The 14,758-nt window shown below is 72.0% G+C and carries 14 protein-coding genes; 11 read left to right on the top strand and 3 right to left on the bottom strand.

Translation table 11 applies throughout. From position 1 onward, the window contains the following. Positions 1 to 172: 172 nt before the first annotated feature. Entirely contained in the window at positions 173 to 1,132 is a 960-nt protein-coding gene (locus ACZ4K2_RS36575) for a LysR substrate-binding domain-containing protein (RefSeq protein WP_467480869.1), read from the bottom strand. Between the two features lie 198 nt (positions 1,133 to 1,330). Between ACZ4K2_RS36575 and ACZ4K2_RS36570 the strand changes: the two genes are divergently transcribed. The 11 genes from ACZ4K2_RS36570 to ACZ4K2_RS36520 are packed head-to-tail and all read left to right on the top strand — an operon-like array spanning position 1,331 to position 12,837. Then, positions 1,331 to 2,749: a 2-hydroxymuconic semialdehyde dehydrogenase gene (locus ACZ4K2_RS36570; RefSeq protein ID WP_467480871.1), complete on the top strand. Its 1,419-nt coding sequence runs from the start codon at positions 1,331 to 1,333 to the stop codon at positions 2,747 to 2,749. Further along, entirely contained in the window at positions 2,749 to 3,564 is an 816-nt protein-coding gene (locus tag ACZ4K2_RS36565) for a 2-keto-4-pentenoate hydratase (RefSeq protein WP_467480873.1), read from the top strand. Before ACZ4K2_RS36570 ends, ACZ4K2_RS36565 begins: the two co-directional genes overlap by 1 nt. Next, positions 3,561 to 4,349 (top strand): 2-keto-4-pentenoate hydratase, encoded by a 789-nt coding sequence (locus ACZ4K2_RS36560; protein ID WP_467480875.1) that lies wholly within the window; start codon positions 3,561 to 3,563, stop codon positions 4,347 to 4,349. Before ACZ4K2_RS36565 ends, ACZ4K2_RS36560 begins: the two co-directional genes overlap by 4 nt. Continuing rightward, the gene (locus ACZ4K2_RS36555) at positions 4,346 to 4,765 is read left to right on the top strand and encodes a RidA family protein (RefSeq protein ID WP_467480877.1); all 420 of its coding nucleotides are present in this window, start codon (positions 4,346 to 4,348) and stop codon (positions 4,763 to 4,765) included. The genes ACZ4K2_RS36560 and ACZ4K2_RS36555 overlap by 4 nt, the downstream gene beginning before the upstream one ends. Continuing rightward, complete coding sequence (locus tag ACZ4K2_RS36550; RefSeq protein WP_467480879.1) at positions 4,762 to 5,334, top strand: 3-hydroxyanthranilate 3,4-dioxygenase; 573 nt, start codon at positions 4,762 to 4,764, stop codon at positions 5,332 to 5,334. The genes ACZ4K2_RS36555 and ACZ4K2_RS36550 overlap by 4 nt, the downstream gene beginning before the upstream one ends. Further along, on the top strand, positions 5,331 to 6,353 hold the full coding sequence (locus ACZ4K2_RS36545; protein WP_467480881.1) for an amidohydrolase family protein: 1,023 nt from the start codon (positions 5,331 to 5,333) through the stop codon (positions 6,351 to 6,353). The genes ACZ4K2_RS36550 and ACZ4K2_RS36545 overlap by 4 nt, the downstream gene beginning before the upstream one ends. Further along, positions 6,350 to 7,264, top strand: a complete 915-nt coding sequence (locus tag ACZ4K2_RS36540; RefSeq protein ID WP_467480883.1) for an acetaldehyde dehydrogenase (acetylating) — start codon at positions 6,350 to 6,352, stop codon at positions 7,262 to 7,264. The genes ACZ4K2_RS36545 and ACZ4K2_RS36540 overlap by 4 nt, the downstream gene beginning before the upstream one ends. After that, positions 7,261 to 8,304 carry a 4-hydroxy-2-oxovalerate aldolase gene (dmpG, locus tag ACZ4K2_RS36535; protein WP_467480885.1) on the top strand — a complete coding sequence of 348 codons (1,044 nt, stop codon included), beginning with the start codon at positions 7,261 to 7,263 and terminating at the stop codon, positions 8,302 to 8,304. The genes ACZ4K2_RS36540 and dmpG overlap by 4 nt, the downstream gene beginning before the upstream one ends. Continuing rightward, a complete protein-coding gene (kynU, locus tag ACZ4K2_RS36530) occupies positions 8,298 to 9,542 on the top strand; it encodes a kynureninase (protein WP_467480887.1) in 1,245 nt (414 codons plus the stop codon). Before dmpG ends, kynU begins: the two co-directional genes overlap by 7 nt. A 53-nt stretch (positions 9,543 to 9,595) precedes the next feature. Then, on the top strand, positions 9,596 to 11,353 hold the full coding sequence (locus ACZ4K2_RS36525; RefSeq protein ID WP_467480889.1) for an LVIVD repeat-containing protein: 1,758 nt from the start codon (positions 9,596 to 9,598) through the stop codon (positions 11,351 to 11,353). A gap of 44 nt (positions 11,354 to 11,397) precedes the next feature. After that, positions 11,398 to 12,837, top strand: coding sequence for an amino acid permease (locus ACZ4K2_RS36520; RefSeq protein WP_467480891.1), 1,440 nt, complete (start codon positions 11,398 to 11,400; stop codon positions 12,835 to 12,837). A gap of 15 nt (positions 12,838 to 12,852) precedes the next feature. Here ACZ4K2_RS36520 and ACZ4K2_RS36515 read toward each other — a convergent pair whose 3' ends face one another. Both ACZ4K2_RS36515 and ACZ4K2_RS36510 read right to left on the bottom strand, forming a co-directional pair. Continuing rightward, on the bottom strand, positions 12,853 to 13,080 hold the full coding sequence (locus ACZ4K2_RS36515) for a hypothetical protein (protein ID WP_467480893.1): 228 nt from the start codon (positions 13,078 to 13,080) through the stop codon (positions 12,853 to 12,855). A 184-nt stretch (positions 13,081 to 13,264) separates the two neighbouring features. Beyond that, the gene (locus ACZ4K2_RS36510) at positions 13,265 to 14,602 is read right to left on the bottom strand and encodes an IS701 family transposase (RefSeq protein ID WP_467480895.1); all 1,338 of its coding nucleotides are present in this window, start codon (positions 14,600 to 14,602) and stop codon (positions 13,265 to 13,267) included. Positions 14,603 to 14,758 lie beyond the last annotated feature (156 nt).

Raw genomic sequence — 14,758 nt, 5'->3', positions numbered from 1 at the left:
GGTCCCGCAAGACCGCCCCTGACGTTCCAGCAGCCCACTACACTCCCGGCGATGCCTGTGACCAGGCAAGATAGCGAAACGCTGCTGGAGTACTAGTACTGCAACGGTCCTTGTCGTGACTGATGGCCAGGTCGGTCTGACTCCGCTGCCCCGCCTCGGGCCCGTCGCTTCGTCACCCCTGCGCGCCTGCGCCGAGGCTCGAGCGGAGCAACGCCGCCTCCTCGTCGAGGTGGTGCAGGAGGGCTTCGAGGGCGGGGGTGCGGGTGCGGTGGGCGACCTCGGTGACGCCCACCGTGCGGCCCACTGAGGGAAGTTCGACCGGCAGCGCGGCGAGGTGCTCGTCGTCGCGCAGGACCAGTTCGGGGAGGAGTGCCACCATGTCGGTCTGGAGGAGCAGTGCTCGCATGGTGAGGATGGAGGTGCACTCCACCCGGTCGGCTGGGAGGGGCAGCCCTCGGTCGATGAGGAGGGCGCTCAGTTCCTGGCGCAGGGCGGTCCGTTCGACCGGCAGGATCCACGGGTGGGCGAGTGCGTCGGTGAGCGCGACGGCGTCACCGGCCGGTCTTTCCGTCAGGAGCGGGTGTCCAGTGCGGACGGCGAGTCGGATGGGCTCGCGGTAGAGCATCCGCTGACGCAGTGCATCGTCGCCGTCGGCGGGGGCGGGCCCCACCCGGCCGACGATGAGGTCGAGTTCGCCGCCGAGCAGCGCTGGGTGGAGGACGTCGGGGGTGCCTTCGCGGACCACGACGGTGAGCCGGGGGCGCTCCTTCTTGAGGCGGGCTACGGCTCGCGGTAGCAGGACGTTGGCGCCGGCGAGCAGGGTGCCCACGGTGACCGTGCCGTCCTGGCCCTCGCGTAGTCCGGTGAGGTGTTCCTTGGCCCGTCGGATCTCGGCGATCACCGTGTGTGCGTGGCCGACGAGTGCCTCGCCGTAGACGGTGGGCCGCATGCCGCGCGGGACGCGGACGAAAAGCGGGAGTTCGGCGATGGCCTCCAGTTCACGCAGGGTGCGGGTGGCGGCGGGCTGGGTGAGGTGGAGGCTTTCAGCTGCCCGTATGACGCTGCCGTGGTCGTGCACCGCGATGAGCAGGGTCAGGTGCCGGAACTTCAGTCGGCCGTCCAGGAGGTCCATCGCCGGGGCTCCTTCCGGGGAGGCGGTGGGCTGCCCCGGGGCGGGGCCGTACCGCGATATACCAGGATTGCTATGTCTTGCTTACCGATTGGCATTGGATCGGCATAGCTGGGTGGGCGCACTATACCGGCACGCCCCGGGGGTGAGTTTCGGACAGTCCCCGGCTCAGCAACGGAGGTCTGCAAGGTGAGTTCACCCGTGCGGCATTACGTAGGAGGCGGGTTCGACGCGTCCGGCGTGCCGTTCCCGCTCGTCGACCCGGTCACCGGGCGCACCGTCGGCGCGGTGCCGGAGGCGTTGCGGGAGCTGGTCGACCGGGCGGTGGGGGCGGCCCGTGAGGCGCTGCGCGGGCCGTGGGCCGCGTGGAGCCCGGCGGAGCGCTCACGGCTTCTGCACCGGATCGCCGACGGGATCGAGGCGCGCTTCGAGGAGTTCACCGCCGCTGAGTGCGCCGACACGGGCAAGCCCCGGGAGCTGGCCTCGACGGTGGACATCCCGCGCGCGGTGGCCAATTTCCGCTCCTACGCGGATCTGCTGGCCGGGCGAAGCGAGCGGTCCTGGCACACCTCGACGCCCGACGGGCGGGGTGCGCTGAACTACACGGTGCACAAGCCGCTCGGCGTCGTGGCGGTGATCTCGCCGTGGAACCTGCCGCTGTTGCTGCTCACCTGGAAGGTCGCGCCGGCCCTCGCCACCGGCAACACGGTCGTCGCCAAGCCGTCCGAACTCACCCCCGGCACGGCCTGCCTGCTGGCCGAGGTGATGGCCGAGGCGGGCGTCCCGGCGGGCGTGTTCAACCTGGTGCACGGCCGCGGCGCGGACGCGGCCGGTCAGTGGCTGACCGAGCACCCCGGGGTGGACGCTATCGCCTTCACCGGCGAGTCCCGCACCGGCTCCATGATCATGCGGGCGGCGGCGGCCCGGCTCGCGCCGGTCTCCTTCGAGCTCGGCGGCAAGAACGCCGGTCTCGTCTTCGCCGACGCGGACCTGGAGGAGGCGGTGGCGGGCACACTGCGGTCGTCCTTCACCCACAGTGGTCAGGTCTGCCTGTGCACCGAACGGGTGTACGTGGAGCGGTCGGTGTTCGACGCGTTCGCGGCGGCGCTGGCCGCCGGGGCGAAGGAGCTGTCCGGCTACGGGCCGATGGTGTCGGCCGCCCACCGCGACAAGGTCCTGCACCATCTGGAGCGGGCCGCCGCCGACGGCGCCGAGGTGCTGGCGGGCGGCGGGGTGCCGTGCTTCGGCGACGAGCGGGACGGCGGCTTCTGGGTGGAGCCGACCGTGCTGACCGGCCTGCCCGAGGACCATCCGGCGGTGCGGGACGAGATCTTCGGCCCGGTCGTGCACCTGGCGCCGTTCGACACCGAGGAGGAGGCGCTCGCCCTCGCCAACGCCGGTCCGTACGGCCTGGCCGGCACGGTGTGGACCGGCGACGTGCGCCGCGCCCATCGCATCGCCCCGGCGCTCGACGTGGGCATCGCCTGGGTCAACACCTGGAACCTGCGCGACCTGCGCACCCCGTTCGGCGGGGTGAAGGCGTCCGGCATCGGGCGTGAGGGCGGCGACCACTCCCTGGACTTCTTCTCCGAGCCGATGAATGTGTGCGTGAAGCTGTGATGAGCCCCGAGAACACGGTGGTGGAGGCCGCCGTCGAGCGACTGGACCGGGCCCGGCGCACCGGCGTGCCATGCGCCCCGGTGCGGGACCTGCTGCCGGCAGGCGACCTGGACGCGGCCTACGCCGTGCAGTCCCTGCTGACCGAGCGTCGGCTGGCCGGGGGCCGCCGGATCACCGGTTGGAAGGTCGGTCTGACCTCGCCCGCCGTGCAGCGGCAGCTCGGCGTCGAGACCCCGGACTTCGGCGCCCTCCTCGACGACACCGCCGTGCCGGACGGCGCGGAGCTGCCCTGGGGGGCGGTGCTCCAGCCGAAGGCCGAGGCCGAGGTGGCGCTCGTCCTGGAGCAGGACCTCGGGCACGAGCGGCACACGGTGGCCGACGTGATCCGGGCGACCGCCTTCGCGCTGCCCGCCGTCGAGGTGGTCGGCAGCCGGATCCGGGACTGGGACATCACGGCCGTGGACACGATCGCCGACAACGCCTCCAGCGGGGCGTACGTCCTCGGCACCCGTCCGGTGCTCCTGCGGGACGTGGACCTGCGGACCGCGGGGATGGTCCTGGAGCGACGGGGCGAGCCCGTCTCCACCGGCGCGGGCGTCGCCTGCCTCGGTCACCCGCTGCACGCCGCCGTCTGGCTGGCCGACACCCTCGTCCGGCTGGGCCGGCCGCTGCGGGCCGGGGACACCGTGCTCACGGGGGCGCTCGGGCCGATGACGGCCGTGGCGCCGGGCGACGTGCTGGAGGCCCGTATCGACGGGCTCGGTTCGGTGCGCGCGGCCTTCGGGTGCGCCGCCGAGGAAGGAGACCCCCGATGACCCTGACAGACCCGACTACAGAGGTGGACCCGGCCGCGCTGGCGGAGGCGCTGGACGAGGCCGCCCGGGAGGCACGCCCGCTGCCCGGCGGCGGCAGCGGGCTCACCACCACCGCGGAGGCGTACGCCGTGCAGGAGGCGCTGCTGGCGCGGCGGTTCGCCCGGGGCGAGCGGCCCACCGGGGTGAAGCTGGGCTTCACCAGCGCTGCGAAGATGCGGCAGATGGGCGTCTCCGACCTAATCCACGGGCGGCTGACGGACCGGATGGAGATCCCGGACGGGGGGCGCTGCGACGTCTCCGGCCTGATCCACCCCCGGGTGGAGCCCGAGATCGCCTTCCTGCTCGGCGCGGTCCTCGCCCCCGGCGGCGATCCGGCGGCGGCGGTCGCGGCGGTGGCGCCGGCCCTGGAGGTCATCGACTCCCGCTACGACGGCTTCCGCTTCTCGCTGCCGGAGGTGATCGCGGACAACACCTCCGCCGCCGGGTACGCGCTCGGCCCCTGGACCCCGGCGGCCGGGCTGGGCGGACTACGGTCCCTGGCCAACCTGGGCGTGGTGCTGGAGGTCGACGGCCACCCGATCGAGACCGGTTCGACGGCCGCGATCCTCGGCGACCCCCTGCGCGCGCTGGCCGCCGCCGCCCGGCTGGCCGGCCCTCTCGCCCCGGGGACGGTCGTCCTCGCCGGGGCGGCGACCGCCGCCGTACCGCTGCCGCCAGGGACGCACGTGCGGGCTGTAGTGGCCCGGCTCGGCTCCATCGGCCTCACCACCGGGGAGGCGGCGTGATCGTGCCCGGCGCGGCCCCGCCGCGTGGCCGCTTCCCGCACCTGCGGCGCGCGGGAGACCTGGTCTTCGTCTCCGGTACAAGCTCCCGCCGCCCGGACGGCGGCTTCACCGGGGCGAGCGCCGACCCGATGGGCGTCACCGACCTCGACATCCGGGCCCAGACCCGGGCGGTCCTCGACAACATCGCGGCCATCCTGGCCGCCGCCGGCGGCGGTCTGGACGACCTGGTGTCGGTGACCGCCTACCTGGTCAGCATGAACGACTTCGGCGGTTACAACGAGATCTACGCCGAGTACTTCGACGAGACCGGGCCGACCCGGACCACCGTCGCCGTCCACCAGCTCCCCCACCCCCACCTGCTGATCGAGATCAGCGCGGTGGCCCACCTCCCGCAGGACAAGGAACAGCAGCGATGACGATGAGACCGTTCAACCTCCAGGCGTGGATCGAGGAGCACCGTCACCTGCTGAAGCCGCCGGTCGGCAACGTGCAGATCTGGCGAGACGCCGACCTGATGGTGACGGTCGTCGGCGGACCCAACCGCCGCACCGACTTCCACGACGACCCCATCGAGGAGTTCTTCTACCAGCTCAAGGGCGACATGGTGCTCCGCGTCGTGGAGGAGGAGGGCAGGCCGCCGCGCGACCTCCACATCCGCGAGGGCGACGTCTTCCTCGCCCCGGCGCACCTGCGGCACTCCCCGCAGCGGCCGGAGGAGGACAGCATCGGTCTGGTCGTCGAGTTCGCGCGGCCGCAGGGCCACCGCGACGCCTTCGAGTGGTACTGCGTCGAGTGCCACCACCTGGTGCACCGCAGCGAGGTGCAGCTCACCTCGATCGTGGACGACCTGCCGCCGGTCTTCTCCGCCTTCTACGCCGACGATGCCGCCCGCACCTGCGGGCACTGCGGCGCCCTCCACCCGGGCAAGGACTGGCCCGAGGAGCTGCGGCCCCGCACCCGGCGCGACGAGGCGGGCGGCGCATGACCGTCGTCGACGTCCACGCGCACGTCTTCCCCGAGATCGGCCGCACCGAGTCGCGCCGGATCACCGGCTCCGAGGACGGCCCGTGGCTGCGCACCACGGACGGCCCCGACGCCGGGATGATGATGGCCGGGGCCGCCGAGTACCGTCCGGTGCGCCGTACCCTGTGGGACCCGGCCGCCCGCGTCGCCGACCTCGACCGGCTCGGCGTCGACGTGCAGGTGCTGTCCAGCACGCCGCTGCTGTTCGGCTACGGACTGGAGGCGGCGCGGGCCGCCGACTGGTGCCGGACCGTCAACGGGCACCTGCTGCGGTACGCCGCGCACGCCCCCGGCCGGCTGGCCCCGCTGTGCCAGGTCCCGCTCCAGGACACCGAGGCGGCCTGCGCGATGGTCACCGAGGCGATGCGGGAGGGCTTCCACGGCGTCCACATCGGCAACCACCTCGGCAACCGCGACCTCGACGACGGCGCCCTCCTCGAATTCCTCGCGCACTGCGCGCACGAAGACGCGGCCGTCCTGGTCCATCCGTGGGACCTGCCGGCCGGGCCGCGTCACTCCCGCTACATGCTGGCCTGGCTGGCGGGGATGGCGGGCGAGACGCACCTGACGATCCTGTCGCTGATCCTCTCCGGCGCTTTCGAGCGGCTCCCGGCGTCGCTGCGGCTCCTGTTCGCCCACGGTGGCGGCAGCTTCCCGTATCTGCTGGGCCGGGCGGACAACGCCTGGCACCGGCGGGACATCGTGCGCGCCGACAGCCCGCACCCGCCGTCGTACTACACCGAGCGCTTCGCCGTGGACTCGGCCGTCTTCGACCCCGGGGCGCTGCGGCTCCTGGTGGACGTGATGGGCGCGGAGCGGGTGCTGCTCGGCTCCGACCACCCGTTCCCGCTGGGCGAGGAGTCCATCGGCCGACTGGTGCGGGAGAGCGGCCTGGCCCCCGCCGAGCGGGAGGCCATCCTCGGCGGCAACGCCGTCCGCTTCTTCGGACTGACCCCCCTGCTGAAGGAGGCCGTGCGGTGAAGGCCGCCGTCATCGGATCGGGCAACATCGGCACCGATCTCCTCATCAAGATGATCCGCGGCTCGGGGCTCGTGACCGCCGCCGCCATGATCGGCATCGACCCGGACTCGGACGGGCTCGCGCGGGCGCGCCGGCTCGGTGTGCCGACCAGCTCCGACGGCGTCGCCGGGCTGATCGGCATGGACGGCTTCGACGGGATCGACGTCGTCTTCGACGCCACCTCGGCCGCCGCCCACCACCGCAACGCCGCCGCGCTCGCCCCGTACGGCAAGACCCTGATCGACCTCACCCCGGCGGCCATCGGCCCGTACGTCGTCCCGCCCGTCAACCTCGACGAGCACCTGGACGCGAAGAACCTCAACATGGTCACCTGCGGCGGGCAGGCCACCGTGCCGATCGTCGCCGCCGTCTCTGCTGTCACCCCCGTGCACTACGCGGAGATCGTCGCCTCGATCGCCTCCCGGTCCGCCGGGCCGGGCACCCGGGCCAACATCGACGAGTTCACCGAAACCACCTCCCACGCCCTGGAGCGGGTCGGCGGCGCGGCCCGGGGCAAAGCGATCATCGTCCTCAACCCGGCGGAACCGGCGCTGCTCATGCGCGACACCGTGCACTGCCTCGTCGACGACGCCGACACCGGCCGGATCGCCGCGTCGGTGCACGCGAAGACCGCTGAGGTCGCCGCGTACGTCCCCGGCTACCGGCTCAAGCAGGAGCCGCAGTTCCGGACGCTCGCCGCCGACGACCCGCTGGTCCGGCTCGGCGGCGGCGCCCGGCTCCTCGTCTCGGTCTACCTGGAGGTCGAGGGCGCCGCTCACTACCTCCCCGCCTACGCCGGAAACCTCGACATCATGACCGCCGCCGCGCTGCGCACCGCCGAGCGCCTGGCCGAACGGAGCACAGGCCGATGACCCGGGTCTATGTCCAGGACGTCACCCTGCGGGACGGCATGCACGCCGTCTCCCACCGCTACACCCTCGATGAGGTACGGGCGATCGCGGCCGCCCTGGAGGCGGCCGGCGTGGACGCCGTGGAGGTCGCCCACGGCGACGGCCTCTCCGGCTCCTCCGTCACCTACGGCCCCGGCGCCCATACCGACTGGGAATGGCTGGAGGCGGCGGCCGAAGTACTCGACCGGGCCCGGCTCACCACTCTGCTGCTGCCCGGCATCGGCACCGCCGCCGACCTGCGCCGTGCCCACGCGCTCGGCGTCACCTCCGTCCGCGTCGCCACCCACTGCACGGAGGCGGACGTCTCCGCCCAGCACATCGCGCTCGCCCGCGAACTGGGCATGGACGTCTCCGGCTTCCTGATGATGTCCCACCTCGCCCCGCCCACCGAACTGGCCACGCAGGCAAGGCTGATGGAGTCGTACGGTGCGCACTGCGTGTACGTCACGGACTCCGGCGGCCGGCTGACGATGGACGGCGTGCGGGACCGGGTCCGGGCCTACCGCGACGCGCTCGACCCGGCCACCGAGATCGGCATCCACGCCCATCACAACCTCGGCCTTGGCGTCGCCAACAGCATCGTCGCGGTGGAGGCCGGTGCCCACCGCGTCGACGCCTCCCTCGCCGGGCAGGGCGCGGGCGCGGGCAACGCGCCGCTGGAGCCGGTGGTGGCGGTCCTCGACCTGATGGGCCTGGAGCACGGCTGCGCGCTCTTCCCCCTGATGGACGCCGCCGAGGAGCTGGTCCGGCCGACCCAGGACCGACCCGTGCGGGTCGACCGGGAGACGCTGACGCTCGGCTACGCGGGGGTGTACTCCAGCTTCCTGCGGCACGCGGAGACGACGGCCGCCCGCCACGGCCTGGACACCCGGGACCTGCTCGTCGAGGCGGGCCGACGGCGACTGGTCGGCGGGCAGGAGGACCTGCTCACCGACATCGCCCTCGACCTCGCCCGGCCCGCCGCCCCCGCCCGTCCCGACCACGGAGCCCACTCATGCTGACCGACCTCACCACCCGCGCCGCCGCCCTGGACGCCGCCGACCCGCTCGCCGCCGTCCGGGACCGCTTCCTTCTCCCCGAGGGCATCGTCTACCTCGATGGCAACTCCCTCGGCGCCCTGCCCGCCGCCGTCCCGGCCGCCGTCGAAGACGCCGTACACCGCCAGTGGGGCACCGACCTGATCCGCTCCTGGAACGCCAACGGCTGGTGGGAGGCGCCGGTGCGGACCGGCGACGCCGTCGGGCGGCTGGTCGGCGCGGCCCCCGGGCAAGTCGTCGCCGGGGACTCGACCAGCGTCCAGCTCTTCAACACCCTGCTGGCCGCCGCCCGGCTGCGCCCCGGCCGCCGACTGCTGCTGACCGACCCGGACCACTTCCCCACCGACCAGTACATCGCCGACTCGGTGGGCCGGCTCCTCGGTCTCGACGTCCGCCGGGTGCCCGCCCGGGACGCCGCCGCCGTGCTCGCCGCCGAGGCGGGGAACGTCGCCGTCGCCGCGTACGCGCCGGTCGACTACCGTACCGGCGAGCTGTACGACATGGCCGCGCTCACCGCCGCCGCGCACGCCGCTGGGGCCCTGGCGCACTGGGACCTGTGCCACGCGGCGGGCGCCCTACCGGTCGCACTCGACGCGGTGAACGCGGACTTCGCGGTCGGCTGCGGCTACAAGTACCTGTCGGGCGGACCGGGCGCCCCGGCGTTCGCGTACGTCGCCCGCCGCCACCAGGAGACGTTCGACCACCCGCTGACCGGCTGGCACGGACACGCCGAACCGTTCGCCATGGCAGGCACGTACACCCCGGCGACGGACATCACCCGGGCCCGCATCGGCACGCCCGCGCTGCTCTCCCTGATCGCCCTGGAGGCCGCGCTCACCGCATTCGACGGGGTCGAGATGGCCGCCGTACGGAAGAAGAGCCTCTCCCTGACCGGCTTCTTCCAGGAGTGCGCCGACGCCCTCCTGGACGGCCTCGGCTTCGCCCCGGCCACCCCGCGCGAGCCGGAGTGCCGGGGGAGCCAGGTCGCGCTGCGCCACCCGGAGGCGTACCCGCTGGTCGCCGCGCTCACCGCGCGGGGTGTGATCGGCGACATGCGCGCCCCCGACCTGCTCCGCTTCGGCTTCAACGCCCTGTACGTCTCGCACGCCGACGTCCTGCGCGCGGTGGTCGAGCTGCGCGACATCGTCACCTCCGAGGCCCATCTCGCCCCCGCGTTCCAGCAGCGGCCCACCGTCACCTGAAGCCCTCGCCGCCCGCTCCCCCCCTCCCTCCCCGCCCCCGAAAGGACCGTCCGATGCGCTTCACCCGCAGGAACACGGCTCTCGCCACCGTCGCCGCGGCCGCCGTCACCGCCGGCCTGCTCGCCCCCGGCGCGTCCGGCGCGACCACCGCCGCCACCGACCCGAACGTCCTCGCGGTGTGCGCCGACCGCCGACCCGGGCAGGCCGACCCGGGCGCGTACGGGATGCAGCTCGACGGCACCTTCCGGCACCCCGCCCTCACCCCGGTCGACGAGGAGTCCGAGCACCCCTTCCCGGGGCGCCGGGCAGAGTACGACACCCGCTCGTACATCAAGAACATGAAGGTCGAAGCGGCCTACGAGGGAGCCGGCTTCACCCCCGACTACTTCCACACCTGGCAGAACGTCGTCGATTTCGACGGCCGCCGCTACCTCTTCCAGTACGACCGCTCCGAGGGCCGCGTCTACGACATCACCGACGTGCGGAAGGTGAGGGTCGTCGAGAAGCTGAGCCGCGAGGACGTCGGCGGCGACGAGAGCCGCCCCAACGGCGACTGGGCGGCGCACGACTACTGGGGCGCCTCCACCATCCAGTGGAACAAGAAGCTGAACGCGTACGTCATGGTGCAGAGCTTCGAGAGCAAGCGGCAGATCTCCGAACTCTCCGACCACCCGCCGCTCGACAAGTACAACAACCCCGAGGGCGTTCGGAAGCTGCGGGAGAAGCCGGGGCTCAAGGGCTTCAAGGTGTACCGCCTGGACGGCCCGCGCAAGAAGGACTGGAAGCTCCTGGCGACCGTCTCCACCGACTCCACCCAGGCCGACCCGCTGCGCAGCGACCCGGCGTCGGCGCAGCAGGGCTCCGGCTCGATGGACGTGCCGTACTGGACGGGCGAGAAGTACATGTTCATCGCCACGGCGCCGGACGACACCTACTCCGGCACCGAGTACCCCACCAACCTGCACTCGGCCGGCTACCAGTCCTGGGACATGACCGACCCGGCGCACCCGAAGCTCCTCGACACCTGGCACCTGCCGGGGCAGCGCACCGGGGAGGACGCGGCCTATCGGAAGAATCCGCGCTGCGGCAACCGCACCAGCTGGATGGGCGCGCGGATGCCGCTCTTCCTCCCCAAGCCCGTGGAGAGGGGCGGGCGTTACGCCTTCGCCGCGATGGGCGGCTACGGCCTGACGGTCCTCGACGTCTCCGACCCGTCGAACCTGCGGACCGTGAGCCACCTCGATCTCCCGGCGTCGGTCTCGGGCACCGAGGGCGACAACATCGACGTCTCCCAGTACGAGAAGACCGGAATGATCTACTACTCCGGCTACCCGCTCACCGAGGACTGCTACGAGCCCTACAAGGACGTCTACCAGATCGACGCCAAGGACCCGAAGAACCCCCGCGTTGTCGGCGTTCTCCCCCGCCCGGTGCCGCCCAAGTCGGCCGGTATCACGGATTACTGCCAGCGGCGCGGCAGCTTCGGCCCCAAGCGGACCGGCTACTACACCAACCCGGGCAAGCACGATGCCGGCGTCCTCGGCTACGGCTTCTACAACGCGGGCGTGCAGTTCTTCAACGTGTCCAACCCGGCCGATCCGGAGATCTCCGCGTACTTCGTGCCGAAGGCGTACGGCCGCGACACGGCGGACTACGCGTACGGCAACCAGACCCACGGGGTCTACGTGGAGTGGGACCGGAACATCGCCTGGGTCCTGACCAACCACGGCATCTACGCCCTGTCGTCGAAGGTCCTGGGCAAGCCCGACCTCGACGCCCCCGCCAAGCCGTTCCGCAACAGCGAGTTCTGACCCTCCCCCTGTTGTCCACCCCCGTGCAGAAGGGCCCTACCGCCATGGCCTCACCCAGCGACTCCGCACCCCCCGCCCCGGCGGCCGCCGACGGAGCCAGACCCGCTCCCGACTCCGGCTCCGGTAAGGGGCTGGTCCGCTCGCTCACCCACCGGCAGACCACCATGATCGGGCTGGGCTCCGCGCTCGGCACCGGCCTCTTCCTGGGCTCCGGCTCGGCGATGTCCGTCGCCGGGCCCGCCGTGATCGTCTCGTACGTGATCGGGGCGGTCCTTGTCGCGATCATCGCCGTGCTGCTCGGCGAGATGTCCGCCGCCCACCCCGTCCAGGGCTCGTTCGGCACCATCGCCTGCCGCTACCTGGGCCCCTGGGCTGGCTTCCTCAGCAGCTGGCTGTACTGGTTCAGCGCCGTCGTCGTCATCGGCACCGAGGTCGTCGCCTCCGCGCTCTACATCCGCTGGTGGTGGCCGGCGGTGCCGATGTCGGTGGCGATCCTCGCCGTCGCGGCGATCGTCCTCACGGTCAACGTGATTAGCGTGAAGTCCTTCGGCACCACCGAGTTCTGGCTCTCCAGCATCAAGGTGACAGCCCTGTGCGCCTTCATCCTCTGCGCGGCCCTGCTGGTCCTCTTCGGACTGCCGGACTCCGAGGCCACCGGCTTCGCGCACCTCACCGACGACGGAGGCTTCCTCCCTCACGGCTTGAGCTCGATCTGGCTGGCGATGTCCGTGGTGATGTTCGCGTACGCCGGCTTCGAAGTCGTCGCCATCGCCTCCGCCGAGGCCGCCGACCCGCAGCGCACCATACGCACCGCGATGCGCCAACTGGCCTGGCGACTCAGCTTCTTCTACCTGCTCTCCATCACCCTGGTGCTGGCCCTGATCCCATGGCGCCGGATGGCGGACGGCGACGGCAGCATCGAAGCGAGCCCCTTCGTCCGCGTCTTCTCCGAGATCGGCGTGCCCGCCGCCGCGACCGTCACCAACGCGGTCGTGCTCATCGCCGCCATGTCGGCCGCCAACGCCCACCTGTACGGCGCCTCCCGGCTGCTCCACTCGCTCGGCGACGACGGCCTCGCGCCGAAGCCGCTGGCCCGCCTCAACCGCCAGGGTGTCCCAGCGGTCGCGATCGCCGCATCCACCCTGGGCATCGCGGCCGCGGCCCTGCTCGCCTTCTACGACGTCAGCGGCCTCTTCGGCATCATGATGTCGATCGCGATCTTCGCAGTGATGCTGGTATGGCTGCTGATCCTGGCCTCGTACGTCGCCTTCCGGCGCCACCGCGCGGCGCACCCAGGGGAGTTCACCGGCTTCTCCGTCCGGGGCGGCGACAAGCTCGCGGTCGTCGCGGGGCTCGGCGTCCTCGCGGTCGCGGCGACGGCGGTGAAGGTACCCGACATGCGGCAGGCGGCCGTCATCGGCATCGCCTTCACCCTCGCCCTCCTCGCCTGCTACGCCCTGACGGCACGGCGGCGGCGCCCCTAGCGAGCTGGTGCACGGTTAGCGACGAGACTCCGAGGGCTTTGTGGCACCGGTGCTCACGCTGTCGTCGAGGGCCCTGGTCTGCGGTCTGCTGTGGGAGAGCAGGTCGGCGGCCTGGGCCACGTCGCTTATGTACTCGCGTCGGCCGAGGTGTCGGGCCAGGGCCCGCCAGTTCTTGAAGTGGGCGATGCCGTGCTCGACCCGGATGCGGCGGGAGGCGTGAGTCTTGCACTGGCGCTCATGCATCTCCTCGTACCAGTCCGGGGCGTTCTACTTGAACCTGCGGTGCGGTGGCGTCACGACGCGTCCGCCGGTCTGAGCTCCGGGTCCCTCGGTAGCCGCGCCGGCAAGGATCTCAACTGCTGAACCGTGGCCAGGAGCTTGACCAGCCCTCATACTGCAACGGTGCTTGTCGTGACTGATGGCCAGGTCAGGGGCTGTGTCCGCGTCGTTTGTAGTGGCTGGTGCGGGCCTGGTGTTGGCGTCGTCGGCGCCGGGTCGGCCAGTGCAGGATGTGTTCGACGGGTGTGGGCCGGCGGTCGGTGAGGCGGGTGATCAGCCGGCGTATCTCGGCGAGGCTGAGGTGGATGAGCTGGGAGGATCCGTTTCTGCTTTGTCCGTGTCCAACTGGCGGGCTCGCAGGACGGTCAGGCAGGCGTGGGCGGCCATGGCGAGGGTCATGTGGCGGTGCCACCCGGGACAGCGGCGGACCTGGTAGTCGTCCAGCCCGCATTCCTGCTTCGCGCTCTGGAAGCACTCCTCGATAGCCCATCGGCTGCCCGCGACGCGGATCAACTCGTCCAGGGTCGCCTCGGCGGGGCAGTAGGCGATCTAGTAGGAGATCTCCTGCGGACGGGCGACGCTGCGACGGGCGATCACCCAGTGACGGCGGTCGGGCCGATGCCAGGGCCGCACCTCGATGCGGGCCCGGTCGTAGATCCGCAGGCCGTGCGCCCCGGTGCCGCAGGAACGGCGCTTCCATTCCTGCCGGGCAAGTCCGTGGAACAGGTCGTGGACGGGATGGTCGATCGCCCAGCGGGTGACCACGGCGTCGTGACGGGCGGTGACCATGACGTGGAAGACGTCCGCCCGTCCTCAGCTCCGAGCGCCAGCCCTTGGAAAAGCCGTAGGCGGCATCCGCGGTCACCCACCGAAAGGGGATCTCGTCCGCGATGGCGCGGCGGATGATCGCCTTGGCCATGGCCACCTTGGTCTCGAAGGCGACGGTGTCGTCGATGCCGGCCCGGCGGCACCTTTCACGGTCGTCCGTCCAGGAGGCGGGCAGATACAGACGCCGGTCGATCAAAGTCCGCCCGCGGTCGGTTGCATAGGCGAGGAAGACGCCGACCTGGCAGTTCTCCGTGCGTCCGGCGGTGCCGGAGTACTGCCACTGCACCCCGGCCGACCGCGTCCCCTTCTTCAGGAAGCCGGTGTCGTCCACGACCAGGACGGCGCCCGGGTCGCCGAGGTTGTCGACCACGTACCGGCGCACGTCGTCGAGTACCTCGTCGGCGTCCCACTCGATCCGGTTCAGCATCCGGTGGATGCGGTCCGGGCCCGTGTAGCCGGCTTCCTCCGCCAGCGTCCAGCCGTTCTTCCGCTGCAGTGCAGCGATCAGCCCCCGCATGTAGGCCAGTGCCGACTCACGCGGCTCCGACCTGCTGAACCGGTGCGCGAACCGCTCATGCACCGCGCCCAGTCCACCCGCCCACAACCTGGCATCAGCAAGGTCCCCACCCACAACCCCACCAACGACCGACCTGGCCATCAGTCACGACAAGCACCGCTGCAGTACTAGTACTCCAGCAGCGTTTCGCTATCTTGCCTGGTCACAGGCATCGCCGGGAGTGTAGTGGGCTGCTGGAACGTCAGGGGCGGTCTTGCCGGACCGCCCCTCCAACGAATGACATCGAGAACTGTCTGC

This window comes from Streptomyces sp. NPDC025833, from assembly GCF_055558055.1.
This window is presented reverse-complemented; position numbering and strand designations above follow the sequence as displayed.